This is a genomic window from Niabella yanshanensis (genome assembly GCF_034424215.1).
GTDB lineage: Bacteria > Bacteroidota > Bacteroidia > Chitinophagales > Chitinophagaceae > Niabella > Niabella yanshanensis.
The window spans coordinates 514,988-533,073 of the sequence record NZ_CP139960.1 but is presented as its reverse complement, the minus strand read 5'-3'; the positions used below and the strand labels follow the sequence as shown (position 1 = coordinate 533,073).

The 18,086-nt window shown below is 41.1% G+C and carries 13 protein-coding genes and 2 pseudogenes; 7 read left to right on the top strand and 8 right to left on the bottom strand.

Annotated elements, in window-relative coordinates; all coding sequences use genetic code 11:
- Positions 1–169 precede the first annotated feature (169 nt).
- The 3 genes and pseudogenes from U0035_RS01860 (at position 170) to U0035_RS01850 (ending at position 1,676) form a co-directional block, all read left to right on the top strand.
- Positions 170–655: a MarR family winged helix-turn-helix transcriptional regulator gene (locus U0035_RS01860; protein WP_114793236.1), complete on the top strand. Its 486-nt coding sequence runs from the start codon at positions 170–172 to the stop codon at positions 653–655.
- Positions 656–1,027: 372 nt separating this feature from the next.
- Positions 1,028–1,405: pseudogene (gene arr, locus U0035_RS22900) on the top strand (NAD(+)--rifampin ADP-ribosyltransferase); the annotation flags it as partial.
- A 37-nt stretch (positions 1,406–1,442) separates the two neighbouring features.
- The gene (locus U0035_RS01850) at positions 1,443–1,676 is read left to right on the top strand and encodes a hypothetical protein (protein ID WP_114793238.1); all 234 of its coding nucleotides are present in this window, start codon (positions 1,443–1,445) and stop codon (positions 1,674–1,676) included.
- Here the strand turns inward: U0035_RS01850 and U0035_RS01845 are convergent.
- Positions 1,641–1,940 (bottom strand): hypothetical protein, encoded by a 300-nt coding sequence (locus tag U0035_RS01845; RefSeq protein WP_114793239.1) that lies wholly within the window; start codon positions 1,938–1,940, stop codon positions 1,641–1,643. The genes U0035_RS01850 and U0035_RS01845 overlap by 36 nt on opposite strands.
- A gap of 79 nt (positions 1,941–2,019) precedes the next feature.
- Positions 2,020–2,226 carry a hypothetical protein gene (locus tag U0035_RS01840; RefSeq protein WP_114793240.1) on the bottom strand — a complete coding sequence of 69 codons (207 nt, stop codon included), beginning with the start codon at positions 2,224–2,226 and terminating at the stop codon, positions 2,020–2,022.
- A 366-nt stretch (positions 2,227–2,592) separates the two neighbouring features.
- On the opposite strand from U0035_RS01840, the pseudogene U0035_RS01835 reads away from it, so the two are divergent.
- The 3 genes and pseudogenes from U0035_RS01835 to U0035_RS01825 all read left to right on the top strand — a co-directional run.
- Positions 2,593–3,501 (top strand): annotated as a pseudogene (locus U0035_RS01835) (IS1595 family transposase); the annotation flags it as partial.
- 292 nt (positions 3,502–3,793) lie between these two features.
- On the top strand, positions 3,794–4,660 hold the full coding sequence (locus U0035_RS01830) for a hypothetical protein (protein WP_114793242.1): 867 nt from the start codon (positions 3,794–3,796) through the stop codon (positions 4,658–4,660).
- Positions 4,661–5,576: 916 nt separating this feature from the next.
- A complete protein-coding gene (locus U0035_RS01825) occupies positions 5,577–6,176 on the top strand; it encodes a DedA family protein (RefSeq protein WP_114793243.1) in 600 nt (199 codons plus the stop codon).
- A 1-nt stretch (position 6,177) separates the two neighbouring features.
- Here the strand turns inward: U0035_RS01825 and U0035_RS01820 are convergent, their stop codons facing one another.
- Both U0035_RS01820 and U0035_RS01815 read right to left on the bottom strand, forming a co-directional pair.
- Positions 6,178–7,569 carry an exonuclease domain-containing protein gene (locus U0035_RS01820; RefSeq protein ID WP_114793244.1) on the bottom strand — a complete coding sequence of 464 codons (1,392 nt, stop codon included), beginning with the start codon at positions 7,567–7,569 and terminating at the stop codon, positions 6,178–6,180.
- Between the two features lie 89 nt (positions 7,570–7,658).
- On the bottom strand, positions 7,659–7,784 hold the full coding sequence (locus tag U0035_RS01815) for a hypothetical protein (RefSeq protein WP_262510961.1): 126 nt from the start codon (positions 7,782–7,784) through the stop codon (positions 7,659–7,661).
- A 281-nt stretch (positions 7,785–8,065) separates the two neighbouring features.
- Between U0035_RS01815 and U0035_RS01810 the strand changes: the two genes are divergently transcribed.
- Positions 8,066–10,270 (top strand): S41 family peptidase, encoded by a 2,205-nt coding sequence (locus U0035_RS01810; protein ID WP_114793245.1) that lies wholly within the window; start codon positions 8,066–8,068, stop codon positions 10,268–10,270.
- 161 nt (positions 10,271–10,431) lie between these two features.
- On the opposite strand, the gene U0035_RS01805 is transcribed toward U0035_RS01810, so the two are convergent.
- The 4 genes from U0035_RS01805 to U0035_RS01790 are packed head-to-tail and all read right to left on the bottom strand — an operon-like array spanning position 10,432 to position 18,045.
- Positions 10,432–11,466, bottom strand: a complete 1,035-nt coding sequence (locus U0035_RS01805) for a DUF1735 domain-containing protein (RefSeq protein ID WP_114793246.1) — start codon at positions 11,464–11,466, stop codon at positions 10,432–10,434.
- A 33-nt stretch (positions 11,467–11,499) separates the two neighbouring features.
- Positions 11,500–13,191 carry a RagB/SusD family nutrient uptake outer membrane protein gene (locus U0035_RS01800; RefSeq protein WP_114793247.1) on the bottom strand — a complete coding sequence of 564 codons (1,692 nt, stop codon included), beginning with the start codon at positions 13,189–13,191 and terminating at the stop codon, positions 11,500–11,502.
- Positions 13,192–13,212: 21 nt separating this feature from the next.
- Positions 13,213–16,074 carry a SusC/RagA family TonB-linked outer membrane protein gene (locus U0035_RS01795; protein ID WP_114793248.1) on the bottom strand — a complete coding sequence of 954 codons (2,862 nt, stop codon included), beginning with the start codon at positions 16,072–16,074 and terminating at the stop codon, positions 13,213–13,215.
- Positions 16,075–16,110: 36 nt separating this feature from the next.
- Positions 16,111–18,045 carry a RagB/SusD family nutrient uptake outer membrane protein gene (locus U0035_RS01790; RefSeq protein WP_245957851.1) on the bottom strand — a complete coding sequence of 645 codons (1,935 nt, stop codon included), beginning with the start codon at positions 18,043–18,045 and terminating at the stop codon, positions 16,111–16,113.
- Positions 18,046–18,086: the final 41 nt, after the last annotated feature.

Genomic DNA, 18,086 nt, shown 5'->3' with positions numbered 1-18,086 from the left:
AGGTATTTCTAAAACCCGACAATCACAAATAATTTAGCAATTATTTACTAAATAAATTAGTTTTCCAGAACTCATCATTAGGAAAGTCAATACCACATTAAAAAAACAGAGTCGAAAATTAGGACTAAATAAATATCTTTGCAACTAAGATAATTAATAAACAAGATAAATGACTGAATCGTTAATTGCTCAACTACAGCAACTCAGCCAGTTGTATGCCTATACTTCTTTACAAATGCATGAGCGGATGGCGGCGAAGGCGGGTCTTTCTGGAACAGATCAAAAATACCTCGGATTTTTTATTACCAGGGGTAGCATGACTGCCGGTGAGCTGGCCGTTTTAACCGGACTTACTACCGGCGCTGTTACAGGTTTGATAGACCGGTTTGAGAAGAAAAAGCTGGTAAGCCGGCAATATGACACCACCGACAGGCGAAAGGTGTTGATTATACCGGATACCGTAAAAATAACGGCCTTGCTGAAACCATTATATAAAACCTTCAGTAATGAGTCGCAGCAATTGATCGCATCTTTTTCTGATAAGGAAAAAAAGATTATTGCCTGCTATTTTGAAAAAGCTATTGCACTTATGACAGCCACTACTGAAGGCATGAACCCGGTCAAAAAAATAAAATCCTCCACCCCATCTAAATAGTCAACTATGGAATTTAGTCCTAGCAATCCCGTTATTCAACGTTGCTTGCAGGCCATGGCCGCCGACGCAAAAGGCCAACCGGAAGAAGCCCGCCAATTACTGCTGCAGGCTTGGCAAGAAGCCACCAACGATTTTGAAAAATTTATAGTCGCTCATTTGGCCGGCAGGCATGAGGCAGATCCTCATGCGCAATTAAAATGGCTGGATAAGGCTTTGGGGGCCGGAAAGAAAGCGGATAGCGTTTCTGTACAAACTGCATTACCGTCTTTATACCGGGATATGGCCCGGTGTTATGAAGCCCTGGGAGATAAGGACAAAGCCAGGGCCAATGAAGAACGGGCTGTCGCGCTCAAAAGCCAGCTAAAAGACGAGGGGCCTTTTTATCATGGTACCAAAGCTGACTTACAAACCGGCGACTTGCTGGTTGCCGGTGGACGGTCGAATTACCAGGCTGAAATAGTTATGAACCATATTTATTTCACCGCATTAATGGATGGCGCGGGGCTTGCCGCTGCTTTGGCCAAGGGAGAAGGTGCTGAACGCGTATACATTATTGAGCCAACCGGCAGTTTTGAGGATGACCCGAATGTTACCGATAAAAAATTTCCGGGTAATCCTACCCGCTCCTATCGCAGTGAAGCACCTTTGAAAATAATCGGAGAAGTTAGCAATTGGGAAAAACTAACAAAAGAAGAAAAAGAAGAATGGGATAAAAAACTGGCAAAAAATAAGGGAGCTATTATTAATTAACGCACCTATATACTTGAATGTACCAAAAACATAAATAATGATAAATGCACACGAATTCGCAAGAATGCTTCTTGAACTACCAGAAGATACAGAATTGCATTATTTTGAAAAAGATGATCTTCTTTCAAAAAGAGTTGAGTCTTTTGATATGACTAGATTTTATGATCCTCTTACAAAACCAAAAGATAAAAAATTGATAGAAGGTAAATATTTAAGTGTTTCCTCTTTGATTACATTAAACCCTCCTGTTGAATGGCTTACAAATAAGTGATGCTCTTCCTTGTTCTCCATCAATAAGCTTTATTGTAAAGTAGAGACTTTTAAAATCAATAGGGTAGTCGAGTACAATTGATTGGTCTTCAGATAGATTCGCTATTTGTTCTTCTCCAAAATCTAGCTTAACAAAATGAGCCTGTATTGTAGCATTATTTAGCCTTAAATCTGAAAAACTGACTTTTTCTATATTAGATAAAGAAATAGCTCCATTTTTAGGATATCTTCTATTATCTTGATCAAGTTCAATAGGGTCGTTCATAGGATAAATGTTTAACTACTACTAAAATACATAAAATAGCTGATAATCAATCAGTTTATTACTACACTTAAAATATGTGTTAGTTATTTTCTAATAGTTTCAAATCGCTACCCAAAGCAGTAGGTGAGTCTTTTGATTTTATCTCTTTACCGCTAACAAGTGATATAATAGAACCATGTGTATCATTATCCCCTATAATAGATTCAATATTGATTGGATTAATGAAAATCGTAGCATCATCAATAGTTTTTACTATTAAATATCCTGGTATTGGTTTGAAAGACATGGCTTTATTTTTTTAAAATCAATGAAATCTTAAAATATATTAAAGTATTATATACATATTCTATATTGATAAAGTTTGATTCACAAGACGTCTGATTCTCACTCTTTCGTCAAAGGTTTTCGATTTATATATCCTTCTTAATGAACGGGATTAGTTTTTATTTTAACCTACATTGTTTATCATCCTTTATCTGTGTCTAACAAAAATAAGACATTTTAAATATAATCCATATTTGAAATGTAGATTTTACCTCCGTTTAATAAGCGGAGGTTTTTTTGTAAAAAATATTTCAAAAATGAAACGAAAGACGTTCGCGGCAGTATAATACTTATAACTAAGTTATTACCTGTTATAATGTTATATTTTAAATCGATAATTCATTTGATGGACACCTTACAGTCTGAAGAAGATTGTCGATTATATCTTGAAAAACTAAGATGGAATAACATACCAACCTGCTATCATTGCGGAAGTATCAATGAAAGCCATTATAAGCTAACAAATAATGGAGTATTTACTGGTCTATATAAATGTAAAGACTGTCGTTTAAGGTTTACTGTACGATTGGGAACAATGTTTGAAGGTTCTCATGTCCCATTGAAAAAATGGTTCTTAGCTATTTATATCTTTTTGGCTCATAAGAAAGGTATAAGCAGTGTGCAATTACATAAAGATATAAATGTTACACAGAAGACTGCCTGGTTCATGTTGCATAGAATAAGGTATAACTGTGAAGATCAGATAGATGTTGAATTTCAAGATGAAATACAGATAGATGAAACGTATGTTGGTGGTAAAAGTCGTGGAAGAAGGAAAGGAACTCAAGGCAGAAGCCTAACTAAAACACCAGTAATGGGATTATTATCTGCTGGTAAAGTCAAAGCTAAGGTAATACCTAACGCTAGTGGTAAGGTCCTAAAAACTATCATATACAACCTTATAACAAAAGGTGCAACTATTGTAACTGATGGATGGCTTGGTTATAAGGGGCTTAATCGTGATTTTATCCATAAAGTAGTAAAACATAGTGAGGGAATTTATGTCGAGAATGGATATCATACAAACTCAATAGAAAGCTTTTGGAGCCAGTTAAAACGAGGTATTATCGGTATTTATCATTTAGTAAGCGCCAAACATTTACCTAAATATTGCGAAGAATTTGCGTATAGATATAATACAAGAGAAATGTTTGATGGTGAACGGCTTGTTCAATTTTTAGGTTTAGCACGCAATAGACTCACATATTCAGAACTATTACATCCATACATTTTATAGAAAACTAAAAGACAAATAAGTAATTTTGCGCCAAGGTATTAGAATACCGAACATATTACAATACATAGAAGGCGTTTAACTTTTTCTCTCTAACGAATCTGGTAAATTTAACAGGACGAGAAATAGGTTAACTGATCCTGCGCTATATACATTATAGCGTGGGTCTGTTACTTATTTTAGTCCTAGGCTTACCAGAGCCCGTTAGATAAAATTTGTTAGCAGTACCCACGCTTCTTCATTTTATCAATTCCTTCTTTGGGTCTGGGAAGAATAAAAAATTCAAAATCATTTAATGAAAAAGATTTTTGTTCCTACACTAATGTTAGGACTTTTTATTCTGTTATCACTATTTTGCAATGCACAAAAAACAGAGATACCAAAACTTCCAGAATGGATTTCTTCACAATATGTGACTGAACATTATAACGGATATACTTTAAAATACTTTCCTAAAAAATTAGTAGAATTTTTACATAAGAAACGACCAATAATACAAAACAATATTATTTCGTTTGGAAGAGTTATAGGAATAAAAGATATAACACAATACAACGGAAATATTCAAGAGGGAGTAAAAATTGCTTATGAAGGAGGTATTCCTAAAATGCTGTTTCTACTTAGAGATAATGATGTTATAATGTATTGTATGGAAATTGCCCCAGGTACAAAATCTCCAAATTGGATAAAAAATGGATATTTTGGTGATAATGGTTTAACGTGGTGGTCTAATGGACAAATGAAATATTACAAGGACAACCAATTAGTATGGGATAATAAACCAAAAGCATTGGCATCACAAGATTTATTTAACTCGAATGGAGTTTTTAAAGATTATGACGGAATAATTAATTCTGAAAATGGTTTTTGTAAGTATGATATGAAAACTAAAAATGGAAAACTAATTTATTTAAAGAGAGATTGTTTAGAGAATAATGATAGCTATAGAGAATTTATAATTGAGGATGATTATTTCAAAGGGAAAAATCCAAAAACAGATAAATTTGATGCATTATTTCCTGTAGAAGGCTTTAACTATACTATTATAAACAGAAAGCCTACTAAATATACTGAAGAATTTCAACTTAAATATGAAGCAGATATTCTTGAATTTATTAAAATGTTTTTCATGCTGGTAGAATCAGCTGCTGAAAAGCAATAAGTATGACATTGTTATAAATTAGAGAGGTATTTTTAATACCTCTTTTTTTGTGCGTTGTATACATATCTTTTAAAAAATAGCATCTAGTACATTCAAGTATATAGGTGCGTTAATTAATATACTTATATAATAGAATATCTCGCTGCTATGCAGCTCTGGTAGCTAACGAATTATTATGGACTCTATTAATATATTGCCGCTACGCGGCAATGATCACGATAATAAAAGCAGCGTAGCGGCGATATATTAGTAAACAATACTCATAAAGACAGTAGAGCTGCATCGCAGCGATATATTAATGATCGATGCCTCTGTACCGGGAAAATCTCTGCTATTGAGATGCTTCCCCGTCCCTGCCCGTCCGGTCAGGCGGGCGTACCGGCACGGGCTGGCACTTCGGGCCGCATAACTTTAGCGAAAATTTGAATTGCACCCTACTTCTCTGCATTGCATTAAACGGTACAAATACTGTTTCTATTAAGCGAATGCAGTAGCTTAGCGACTATACTTTTTAGCATATGATATTATTAATGCGATACCTGGAGCCTCTATTGATACGATGCTGCTACGCGGCAATGATCATGATACTAAAGCAGCGTAGCTGCAATATATTAGTAAAACAATACTCATAAAGACAGTAGAGCTGCATCGCAGCGATATATTAATGATCGATGCCTCTGTACCGGGAAGATCTCTGCTATTGAGATGCTTCCCCGTCCCTGCCCGTCCGGTCAGGCGGGCGTACCGCCACGGGCGGGCACTTCGGGCCGCATAACTTTAGCGAAAATTTGAATTGCACCCTACTTCTCTGCATTGCATTAAAACGGTATAAATACTGTTTCTATTAAGCGAATGCAGTAGCTTAGCGGTTATACTTTTTAGCATATGATATTATTAATGCAATACCTGGAAAATTATGGACGCTGAATCAATCATCAGATATGGAGGACTGGTAGTGATATGCCTGTTGGTATTCGGTTCCATCGGTCTATTTTTTTGTTTCTTTTTGCCTATTGGCGCAGTATTGTTTTCGGTTGGATTGATTTCTGCAAAAGAAGACCTGTTACCATCCCTGCCGGTTGTTTGCGTGCTGTTAATTGCGTCGGCTGTCGCGGGAAGCATTACAGGTTATGGTATCGGGCGCAGTACCGGTAAGTTCTTTTATTCCCGAAAAGAATCCCGCTTCTTTCGCCGCAGTTATTTGAGTTCTACAGAAGATTTTTACAAAAAGCACGGCTCAATGGCTATAGCAGGCAGTTACTTTTTACCGATTGTTCGCAGTTTTGCCCCTGTTCTGGCAGGCATCATAAAAGTAAAGATTCAACGGTTCATTATATTGAGCACCATAGGATCAGCGGGTTTTATATTGACATTTGTACTAACCGGATATTTAATGGGTAGTGTTCCCTTTTTACAACCCTGGCTGAAATATATTATTGCAGTATTTCTTTTGGTAGTAACCATACCGCTGATCATAAAAGTGATCAAAACCATGAGAAAACCGGCGGGCTCTTAAATCAATCCCATTCAGCGGAGACCGGCTTACCTGTTATGGGCGCCACTTTACGGGGATATTTACATACATAGGAAATGATCAGCTGCATAATATAATGATCGCCGGGGTAACGGGTAAGACTATCCCTTACATCGTTTAGAGAATAAATGTCTGCATCATTATCGATGTACCCCATACCGTAAAACTGCCCGTTCTCCACCCAGATACAGCTCTTTTCCCCCGCATGTCTTCCCTTGTCCATAATATAAAATCCCTGCTCGTCTTTTTTCAGAAAAGAGAGTGCCCGCTCTACTTTTTGATTATAGACATCCGGAGCCTGGTTGGCGGTGCACAGCAGATCCTTTTGCTTATCTACCAGGTCGCAAAGCTCGCAGCTGCTTAGGCGGCATAGCGAAGCACATAAACCATAACGCCTGGATAGCTCACGCAATTTGTTCATGCCTCCCTGCCTGGTTGTAAATACCTGCACGGGCTGGTATCCCTTTTTTGCTTTGGCGATGGTCATCCTTTGGTAGCCATTCTCATCTTCATAAACAAAAAGACCCGCCTTTGCTTCATACTTTTTCAGGGCGGTATTATATTTTGGATAAACCCGTTTAATCTCCAGCACTTCGAGTATTAAAGCCATCAGTTCAGTTCCGCAGGCTTCATAACTGATGCGCGCTACCTTTTTTGCGAATTTAGAGCCCTTGCGGTTGGGACTGTGTATGGCAAAATGCTGTCCTACCCGCTTTTTCAGATCCCGGGCTTTACCGATATAAATGACTTCGTCACTGTCATTATAGAAATAGTAAACGCCGGGCGTGTTAGGTAACCCGTCAAAATCGTTTCGCAGCGCTGCGGGTAATTGCTTTTCTTCTGCCACTTCATTTAACATGGCCGGAATAACCCCGTCGAGGTCCCATGCCAGCAGTTTTGAAAACAGCAGGGCTGTGGCATCTGCATCGCCACCTGCTCTGTGTCTGCCTGCTATGCTGATATCCAGCGCGTCGCACAAATTTCCGAGGCTGTAAGAAGGCAGGCCCGGCCTGATCTTCCGGCTCATCCGGATCGTGCACAATTTGGGAGCCGCATAGTGGTAACCTGCGCTACCCAGGTGATGTTTCAGAAAAGAATAATCAAAATTGACATTATGCGCCACAAAGGTTCTGCCTTCCAGCATAGTAAAAACATCTTTGGCGATGTCGGCAAAAGGGAGGCAATTGGCTACCATGTCATCATTGATGCCTGTAAGCGATGCTACATAAGGCGGAATGGAATGAAGCGGTTTTACCAGTGTTTCATAACTGTCGATAACCTGGTTGCCATTAAAAATGCGTATTGCAATTTCGGTTATACTGCCCAAACCTGCGTTACCTCCCGTAGTTTCAATATCTACAATGGCATACTCCATAATTATCGCTCAAAAATTTAGCAAATGTATACTAAATAATTTGCAGATAAAATGATTTATCAGGCACCAATCTGCTAGCCGGGCATTTGTCAGCTCTCTTGTTCACTGGCAAAATCGAAGCCGGCAACACCGTTACCATTGATTTGAATGGTTGTAATTTCCGGAGCAATCCACTGCTTTTTTACTGCCAGCACAGTATTGTTTAGAGGTTTCATGTGTAAGGGGCTTTAAATGAGTAGCAAACTTATCATTTTCAGTCAGCACTTCCAATAGCAACAATAATTTTTTATAGGCTGCTTATTGGTAATATAGCTCAAGCATTAAGAAAATATTAGCTAACCATCAACACCTTACTTTTAGATATATCAATATATTTATTGTTATAAACACATAAGTTGCACAGGCATCGGTGAAGTAGGCCGGAGATCGATCATACTTGTGTGTTGCGGCCTTCCTTGCGTGAACGAACTGTATTGACTAACCAACTATATACATTATGAGATCATTTTTATTTATCCTGTTGTTTGTTTGCTCTCTTTTTTCATGTAAATCTCCCCGGCAATCTGGCGGCTACAACCTGGGCTTTGAAGACATTTACCAGGATTCTGCTATCGGCTGGAAGGGGTATACGCTCAACGATAGTACTGTGTATACGGCAAAACTGGACTCCCGGATTTTCCGATCTGGAGACTACTCTGCTTCCATTGCGTTCGAAGGCGGAAAGCCGCAGTTTAGTACCTGGGCACGCTTCATAACAAAAAAATATGCAGGTGATAGTATTACATTTTCTGGATTTATAAAAACCGAAAATGTGACGGATGGCTATGCCGGATTATGGATGCGCATCGATCCTTATATAGCCTTTGACAATATGCACAAAAGAGGAGCGAAAGGTACTACCGATTGGACTGAGTACCGGATAACGCTTCCCCTGGATCCTGAAAAAACGGATAAGATTGTTTTGGGAGGCATGTTAGTAGGCAAAGGAAAAATGTGGCTGGATGATCTTAAAATATCTATAGATGGAAAAGATATTTCGGAATTGCAACCTATGGTAACTGCTCCCGCCGAAGACGATCGTGAATTTGACAGGGGATCGTTGGTAACGATAAATGATAGCGATAGCAGCACTATTCACACTTTGTATCAATTGGGCCTGGTATGGGGATATTTAAAATATCGGCACCCGAATGTAATTAAAGGAGATTATAACTGGGACTATGAATTGTTTAGAGTGTTGCCTGAATTGCTAAAGGCTCAGGCCGGTAAAAGAGATGACATTTTATTAAACTGGATCGATACACTAGGTAAGGTACCTAAAGCCACTAAAAGAGCAGTCACCGATAGTATTAGTATACAACCTGACTTAAGCTGGATTAAGCAGTCGGGCTTTTCAGCAAATCTTCAAAGCGTATTGCTAAATCTGAGTAAAGCAGAAATTTCAACTGAAAGCCAGTACTATGTAAGTAAAGGGCGTGCTTCTAATGTGAGTATAGAGCATGAACGCCCCTATATGCAGATGCCTTTTACAGACGACGGATACCGGCTTTTAGCTTTATACCGCTACTGGAATATTATCCAGTATTTTTTCCCTTACAAAAACGATATCGGCACCGATTGGAAAGCAATCTTAAAAAAATATATTCCTAAATTTCTAAGTGCAAAAAATGAATTAGCCTATAAGCTTAGCTTGCTTGAACTGGCTGGCCAAATACATGATTCGCATGCTTTTTTTGACTTTGATTATGCTATACACAATTTTTTAGGTAACAGGCAATTCCCTGTCAGGCTTAAATTTATCAATAACCAGCCGGTTGTTACCGGTTTTTCAGACGAAACCCTTGCTCAAAAAAACGATCTTCAAATAGGTGATATAGTGGTTAAAATAAACGGTAAGGCTGTTGAAACTATTGTGAATAGGCTAAGAGCCTATACACCCGCCTCAAACAATTGGACACAATTAAGAGATATTGCCGGAAGTCTGGTAAGAACCAATGATTCTATACTCAGCGTGGACATTATTAGAAATGGTAAACAAAAGCAGAAAATGGTATCGAGCTACGATCCGGGAACGTTTCAGACCCCGAAAGAATTCAGTATGCTAAATATACCTTACAAATGGGTGGAAAATAAAGTTGGCTATATTGATCATGGAAAACTTAAAACCAGGGATCTCGCAGCGGTTTTTGAACAGTTTAAAGAAGCCAGGGGTATTATTATCGACTTAAGAAATTACCCATCAGATTACCTGATATATACACTTCCGGAATTCCTGTTGCCAGAACTAAAACCATTTGTGAAAATCCTGGTACCCGATATCCACAATCCTGGTTCTTTCTCTTTTGCCGCTCCATTTAAAACAGGAAATGTCAGATCCGATTACTACCGGGGAAAAGTAGTGCTGTTAATTGATGAAACCACGCAAAGTTCTTCAGAATATCATGCCATGGCTTATAGGGCCGCCCCTAACTGTATGGTTATTGGTACACCTTCAGCGGGTGCGGACGGAAATGTTTCTGAGATCATACTTCCGGGCTATCTAAAAACCAGGTTTAGCGGCATTGGCATATTTTATCCTGATGGAAGCCCGACACAAAGAACAGGGATTATACCAGATATTATTGTACGGCCTACTGTACAAGGGATAATTGCAGGCAGGGATGAGATATTGGAGAAGGCTAAAGAAGTGATACTTCAATAAGCATATTTACGGCCATTCACTTCCAATTTAAAAAATCTTTACATAAGGCTTTACAATATAAAGTAATTACCTGTACTCCGATATAGTAGGCGTCTGACCTTAAGAAAAAATGAGATGCCAATTTTGACATCCCATTCCTAAAAGTGTTTTGAATATTATAGCTATTGCCGGATAAATACAAACTTCGAAGCAGTAATGCCGCCGGCGCCCAGGTTAGTACCACCTGTTCGGATCACCAGGTATACTTTGCCCGTAGCAGGTGCTGTAAAAATGGGGCCTGAACCTACGCATCCTACTTTAGACAGCAGGTCATCAAAAGCTGTTTTACCACAACCGGTCCAGGTATTTAAACCCATTCTAACGCCGCCCTCGTTGTAGTCTACGCCGGTAACAGGTGCGCCATAGCCAATATATACTTCGAACCAGGTATCGGTAGCGCCGGTTCCCTTTACGTTAAAAGTGAATGAATATTTTCTGCCGGCCTGTACATCTACAGCCTGGTAAATGCCGATATGGCCGCCGCTGCCGCCTGCAAAAACAAATGACCCGTTGGACGCAGGTGTTGCCGTTACATTATCATTATTGGCAATCTTCAGCACCTGCCAGGCATCATTTACAATTTGGTTTTTGGGAGGAATGATGGCATCCATTAAAGAATCTACGTTGGCATAAACCACAATTTTGCTACGGGATTCATTGATGCCAAAACGCTCCGCAGATGCAATAGAGAGACCCAGGGCTATATACTTACCCTGGTTGGCGTTTAAAGCCGACATCTTAATTTCAGGCAGTACCATTCCTTTCATCACACCATCCTTATACTCAATTGTTGCTGATTCATCTAATGTATAGTCCGTGGTAGCAAGCTTTACCGTATTCGCAGGCAATTTACCGGCACTGATTAATTTATCCACGGCACTGTTATCTGCCTGTATTTTTACTGTAAACGGCGCTAATTCTGTAAACCCACCCCGGTAGATAGCGGCGGCAATCGTTACTGTTTTGGCAACTGTATCCTGTGACCAGCTACTTACGCCATTAATGCCCTTTGTGCCTGAACTGTCTGCCAGTCCAAAATACACTTTCCCTGTTTCGGGAACCCGTTCACCTATAAGTGCATCCTGCTTACAGCCGGTAAACAAGGCTATTACGGAGCATGCCATCCCTAAAAATGCTAATGAAAGCTTGTTATTCATACGAGTATCTTTTAAAAAATTAATGCTTAACACTTACCATCCAGAATTTTGTGTCCAACCTGTTTTAACAATTTCATCCTGTGGAATAGGATACCAATCCATTTTGGGATCAAACCTCCGGTCTTCTAATTTGTTGACCTGGTAAGTAAAACCGGTACCTGTTTTAGTTATTTTGATACGGTTTACAGGCTGGTTGAAATAGGTATTTCCTTTTTTCCAGCGTCTTACATCCCAAAGACGTTGATCTTCATAGGCCATTTCTACATTACGCTCATGCTCGATACTGGCCTGGTTGAGCTGGCTGGAGCTAAGCGCCGGCATTGTTGACCGCGCACGCACCAGGTTGAGAGCCTGCAGCGCCGTTAAAGAAGCACCGGAGGGTTTACCATCTGCTCCATACGCGTTAAAAGCGGCCTCCGCATAATCCAATAGCAGTTGCCCGTACCGGAAATAGGCCCAGGTATGAACCGCGCTGGTATTGGTGACCAGGTTGACAGAAGGATTCACCCATTTCTTTAAATAATAACCTGTTTTTGTAGCATTCAATTTGGGAAACCCGGCGGCTCCCCCATCAAAGGTTTCAATAACTGCGCCTGAGAAACTGGTGTTATTTAAAATAACCGTATTATTTAAACGGGGGTCCCTGTTGGCATAGGGGTTAGCAGCATCATCAGCATTCGACCAGCTAAAAGGCCTGGAACCTGTAATAGCGCCCGAACCATCTTTGATCAGCACTTCAAACTGATCAACCAGGTTTTGTGTAGGCGTTACGCTGTTTCCATTGGATCCCTGGAAGCTGATGGGAAAGTTGGCGTATTCTACTGAATTGTTATTACCATACTGCCTGAAGAAGATCATTTCTTTTGAGCTAAGCGCATTGGCACCAAATACATTGTTATAATTGGCGTCGAGTGTGTAGGCATTTAATGCAATAACATCATTGCAGGCTATTGCAGCATCTTCCCAGGTAGCTGTAGTGCCGGCCCCTTTAAACAGGGGGCTTGCGGCATACAGTAATGCTTTTGCTTTCAAAGTTTTGATGGCGCCGTAAGTTACACGGCCTACATCGTACCAGGAGTAACTACTTAAGTTTTGCGGGATAATAGCTGAAGCTGCATCACACAACTCCACAATGTATTTCACACATTCGTCCAGCGTATTCCTCGGTACATTCTTCCAATCCTCCGATTTGTATTCGAAGGCCTCCCTTAAAACAGGAACGCCACCATACCGTTTGATGAGCTCCAGGTAAAAATAAGCTTTCAGAAAGAGCACTTCCCCTTCCATAAACTTCACATTATTGCGTGCATTGAAATAGGGAGTAGAATCGCTGGTTACGATGCGGTTTTTGATATATTCAATATCTGCCTTATCCTTATTTTCCAGGTACAGATTGGCTGCACGAATAGCATTGAAATTTTTACTCCATACATCATCCGGGTTAACATACTGGTTCCATACGCCCTGGTTAAATACATTGGACAGGTCCGTTACGTTAGTGGCTTCGGCATTGTCGGTAATAGCTTCATAATTAAGCGAGGATAAGCCATTGGGAAGATAGCTATATACATTCCATACGGCCTGTTGTGCATAGTTGTAATTGGTATAAAACTGATCGGAGGGAATAAAGGCATCTACCCTGTTTACTGTCATGAAATCTTTTTCACAGGAAGAAAGAAACAGGACAGCAGCTAAAAGTTGAACGATTAATTTATTTCTTTTCATGGCTGATAATTCAACGTTGTTCTAAAATTTTACATTAAATCCAAAATCCACCACTTTGGTCACCGGATAACCCATTGACAGGTTCTCAGGTTCCAGTCCGTCGATCATATTGGACACAAACAAATTGGTTCCGTTAGCAAATACCCGTATGGCGCCCACCTTCTTTAATACTCCCGTCTGCGGTATGGTATATCCCAATTCGATACTGCGCAGTTTAAAGAAATTGCCATTGCGGAACCAGAAATCGGCACCCACATTATTGTTTAGATTGGCCAGGGTGGACAGCCTGGGCGAAGTTGCTGTAGCAGCTGTTTCCGGAGTCCAGGCATTATTGGAGAATACAGAAATATTATTATTGTTTACAAAGGGATGCGTGTAATTATACGCAGCACCCAGCATGCTGATGGTACGGTTCATCACTCCCTGTACGAATGCGCTGAAATCAAACCCCTTGTAATTGAAGCCCAGGTTAAATCCCAGTGTAACTTCAGGAACATTATTATATCCCCAGGGTGCACGATCATACTCATTGATCACACCATTACCGTCCAGGTCTTTAAATTTCAGATCACCGGGCCTTACCTGTGCATAGGAGGAAGTAGTTATACCCTGTTTCAGGTTACCATTTGCTTCAAAGTCTGATGACTGGTAAAAGCCGTCGAATACCAGGCCCTTAACCTGGCCAATAGCAAATCCTCTTTCATAAAGGCGGTCGGCAGGTTGTGCGGTTTCTGATTTCTCTATGATCTTATTTCTGGCAAAAGTGGCAGTGCCCGTAACAAAGTATTTGAATGCATCGGCCTGGTTATTGTAGGTAAGCGCGGCTTCAAAACCTTTATTATTTACTTTACCTGTATTCAGGTAAGGCAGGTTGAAGCCTGTGTAGGCTGCTACATTAGCATAAGGGATTTCATAAATACCGCTACGTGTTTCGCTAAAGACATCTATAGTTGCCGACAACTTATCCCATAAGGTAGCCTCCACTCCTATGTTCAGGGTTTTCTTTAATTCCCAGGTAGCATCCGGGTTGGCAAAAGCGCCGATGGCCATACCGCCGCGCCCGGTATTGCTGGTTCCGGTGATCCAGCCCGACGCCCCACCGGCACGTTCCTGGTACAGGAAGCGGTAGGCATCATTAATACTACCGGCGCTACCATAAGAAGCCCTCAATTTCAGGAAGTTGATCACTTCATTATGCTTAAGGAAATCTTCATTGGACAATATCCATCCTGCACTTAATGCGGGGAAGAAACCATATTTATTGCCCGGAGCGAAATCGGCAGATCCCATATAAGATGAGCTAAAATCAACGATGTACTTTTTATCGTAATCGTAGGTAAAGTTGCCTGCTATTCCCTGTACCCTTACCGCATAGGTCTGGCCGATACGGGTATAGTTTACTCTCCTGCCCAGCAACATGCCGCTAAATGTATTTTTACCAAAGCCCCGGTTATAGTCCAACCCCGCCTGGAAGGTATTACGGTTCCAATGCCCGTTTCCACCTTCATTAGTGGTTTGAGGTGTATTGGTACCAATAGTACGATAAGTAGGATTACCACCACCGTCTAAAATGGGCTGATCATTATTATCTTTCAGCAATTCGTAAGACATAACCGAATACAATGTTTGCCGGGTACCGGTATATTGGTTATTAAATGAGACACCGCCAATTGCTGCCAGGCCCGGGGTGATCAGGTCCAGTTTTTCCCGTACTTTAAAATTGGTTTGAATGGTACGGGTGTGCGCGCTGTATATGCCATTTTGTTGTAACAGCTGTATTGGATTGAAATTGTATACTGAGCTGTTGCCCCAGGTGCCATTGGGATTTTTTACGGGAAAGGCTGCTGCGGGAATACGCATCAGGTTATCAAAAACCTGCGAAGCCGTAAAGCCTGAAGGAGTATTACGGTCTTCAATAATACCCGACACATTAGCCGCCACATAAAGGCTTTTGGTTAGATCTAATTCTACGTTTGCCCTTAAATTGATCTTACTGTATTTGGCGTTGGTTCCAAAATCTTTATTGATAGCAGTGGCATTTTTATATAACCCGTCGTAATTCATGTAATCCATCAAAACATAGTAACGTGCTGTCCTGTTGCCACCCCTGAAAGACAGGTTATAATTCTGAATCGCAGAGTTCTTCTTCAGCAATTCATCGTACCAGTTTACGTTGGGGTGAAAAGGATCATTGGAGACCTTATACAAATCGGGATTGGGATATTTTTGTGGTAATCCATCGTTGGCCAGTGCCTGGTTATACAACCGGGTATAATCGTAGGCATTCATTACTTCAGGTAATTTGACCGGAGTTTGTATACCATACCGGGCATTGATGGTTAATTCATTTTTAGATGATACCCTTCCTTTTTTGGTAGCTACATTAATAACACCTGAAGCACCCTGTAAACCGTATATGGCGGTTGCTGCTGCATCTTTCAAAAGTGTAATCGACTCTATTTCGTAAGGTGAAAAAGCGCTGAGGGCATTCAGATCCACCTGGAAGCCGTCCAATAAAATCAGCTGTTGAGCGGCACCACTATTCCAGGTGGTTCTGCCCCGCATAAACAGGTTAGGATTATCATATCCTGGCTCGCCCGAACCCGTGTTAACGGTAAGGCCGGGAATGCGGCCCTGTAATGTATTGAGTAAGTTGCCTGAGAACATTTTTTCAAGCTCTTTGCCCGAAAGTGTAAAAGTGGCCGCTGTGTTTCTCCAGTTTTTTTCTTTTCGTAAACCCAGGTCCACCAGGCGGTTCAATTCCGTGCTGTCTTTAAACTGCTCCTGTCCGGTTCCGTTCGCAGTAACTGTCTGTGCCTTGGCAACACCCACACTGCATAACCAGCCCAATACAGCAAGCAGAGGTCTATATTTTTGTATCATTTGATATTAAATTAGAATTGTGTAAATGTTTACGGGTTACCAACCGGGGTTTTGTCCCAGCCAGGATGCGCCGTCTCCCAGATAATTATTACTAACCTGTGCATTAGGGAAAGGGAGGTAATAGTACTTTTTAGGCCAAACCCTGTTCATAAATGAAACGATCTTCCAGTTGCGTTGCAGCGTACCCGAGCTATTGTTAGCCCTGGTTTGAAAACCGTGTAAGGCTACGTTGAGGGTAGCATAAGCTTTTAACCAGCGTTGCAAATCATTCAACCGGTGTCCCTCATAAGATAATTCAACAGATCTCTCGTTTTGTATGGCTTCCCTGAAAGCTTCTACAGTTGAGGGATTTTTGTCGGGCATGCCAGCTCTTTTGCGGATCATGTTCAGATAGGTAGTCGGTAGCCCGGCTGGACCTGCATACTCATTCATCGCTTCGGCATAGTTCAGGTAAAATTCTGCCAGGCGAAAAATGGTCCAGGCGAAATTGCGATCATCGCGGTTGTTGATACGTGCTACATATTTATAGGTTTCCAGCGCATAACCATCTTCACCTGCATCACTACGCCCGTAATCTGTAGTGGGTGATTTACCACCGTCGCCTATATAGTATGGAATGGTACCGATCTGGCTATTGTACCACATGCCATCATAGGTAAATGTCTGATAAAACCGAGGATCCAAATTTTGTTCCTGGATCCAGGTGGTAAAGTCGTTGCCGGTTGCGGTTAATGGTATGGTCCATTTGGTACCATCTCTTTTTTCATATAATTGGGCAAATTCTATGGGTACATTATTTTTAACCGCCCAGGCCCCCATTCTTACTTTGGACATCAGGTATTTGCCAAATAACCACCCGTTATTAGCAACCCACATGTGAGCGGTGTTTACCAGGATCAACTCGCTGTTGGCATATACATTAAACACAGCCTCGTAATCACCCAATCCCTCGAAATTATCAGTTCTGGGTGTGGTTTCGGCCTTGCCGGTCTGGTATAATGCGCCGCCGGCAGCAACAGCCGCATCAATCACATCTTTTGATGCATCAGCTGCAAGCTTCCACCGTTCCTTATCATAATTAGGATAAGCCAGCACTGAATCCCGGCCATCTCCATAACGGGCTTCTGCAATTTCAGCCGCCATATTTGAAGGCGTATTGTATAACGGGCTGGCCACGTATAATAACATACGCGCTTTAAGCGCTTTAGCTGCAACACTGGTTACGCGGCCAAAGTCTGCAGGTCCCCAGGTAGCCGGTAGTAAAGCAGCAGCTTTATCGCACCAGCTTACAATACTATCCGTTACTGTTTTTACAGCACTTCGACGTACATCCAGTTGCTTGGTACCATCCAGCGGTTCTACAACAATGGGGATACCACCATATTGGCGAAACAGCTCAAAGTGCTGGAAGGCACGACAAAATAAAGCCTGCCCCTTTACCTGGTCCTTCCATAACTGGGAAGCATCGTTTACTTCGTCAATCTTTTTTAAAATAATATTGGCCTGGCGAATTCCCGAGTAGTGGCTGCCAAAGCCGCCCCGGTCCACATTTCCATCGGCAGTTTGGTTACCGGTGGTATAAGCCGCTGCATTATTCGTTAATCCTACCCAACTATAGGTTGGATAGATATAATAAACGGCATCGGTTAACATATCCGGGCGCGGCATTTCGTTACCATTATCGCGGGGAAACCAGGAGGGGATACAAAGATTATACATGCGGGCAACTGCCATGTCCGCATTAATCTGGGTACTGAATACGGTATCAACAGTAAACGTCCCTCCATTGGGTTTCTCCAGGAAATCTTTATTGCAGCTTACAGACATTAAGGAAGCGCTTATCACAATAACTGCTGCCCAAAGCAGGTGTTTCGCTTTCATTTTCACCGGTAAATCACCCGATCCGGAAGTAATACCCCAACTACCTTTGTTTATAAAATTGTTGTGCGGATTATATATATTTCGTTTCATTTGCTAAGTTTAAAAATCAGACAATCTTTTTTTTGACAGGA

Bases quoted from the DNA above. Each gene is read 5' to 3' on its own strand.
- U0035_RS01860 (WP_114793236.1), top strand. From the start codon at position 170: ATGACTGAATCGTTAATTGCTCAACTACAGCAACTCAGCCAGTTGTAT.
- U0035_RS01850 (WP_114793238.1), top strand. From the start codon at position 1,443: ATGATAAATGCACACGAATTCGCAAGAATGCTTCTTGAACTACCAGAA.
- U0035_RS01845 (WP_114793239.1), bottom strand. From the start codon at position 1,940: ATGAACGACCCTATTGAACTTGATCAAGATAATAGAAGATATCCTAAA.
- U0035_RS01840 (WP_114793240.1), bottom strand. From the start codon at position 2,226: ATGTCTTTCAAACCAATACCAGGATATTTAATAGTAAAAACTATTGAT.
- U0035_RS01830 (WP_114793242.1), top strand. From the start codon at position 3,794: ATGAAAAAGATTTTTGTTCCTACACTAATGTTAGGACTTTTTATTCTG.
- U0035_RS01825 (WP_114793243.1), top strand. From the start codon at position 5,577: ATGGACGCTGAATCAATCATCAGATATGGAGGACTGGTAGTGATATGC.
- U0035_RS01820 (WP_114793244.1), bottom strand. From the start codon at position 7,569: ATGGAGTATGCCATTGTAGATATTGAAACTACGGGAGGTAACGCAGGT.
- U0035_RS01815 (WP_262510961.1), bottom strand. From the start codon at position 7,784: ATGAAACCTCTAAACAATACTGTGCTGGCAGTAAAAAAGCAGTGGATT.
- U0035_RS01810 (WP_114793245.1), top strand. From the start codon at position 8,066: ATGAGATCATTTTTATTTATCCTGTTGTTTGTTTGCTCTCTTTTTTCA.
- U0035_RS01805 (WP_114793246.1), bottom strand. From the start codon at position 11,466: ATGAATAACAAGCTTTCATTAGCATTTTTAGGGATGGCATGCTCCGTA.
- U0035_RS01800 (WP_114793247.1), bottom strand. From the start codon at position 13,191: ATGAAAAGAAATAAATTAATCGTTCAACTTTTAGCTGCTGTCCTGTTT.
- U0035_RS01795 (WP_114793248.1), bottom strand. From the start codon at position 16,074: ATGATACAAAAATATAGACCTCTGCTTGCTGTATTGGGCTGGTTATGC.
- U0035_RS01790 (WP_245957851.1), bottom strand. From the start codon at position 18,045: ATGAAACGAAATATATATAATCCGCACAACAATTTTATAAACAAAGGT.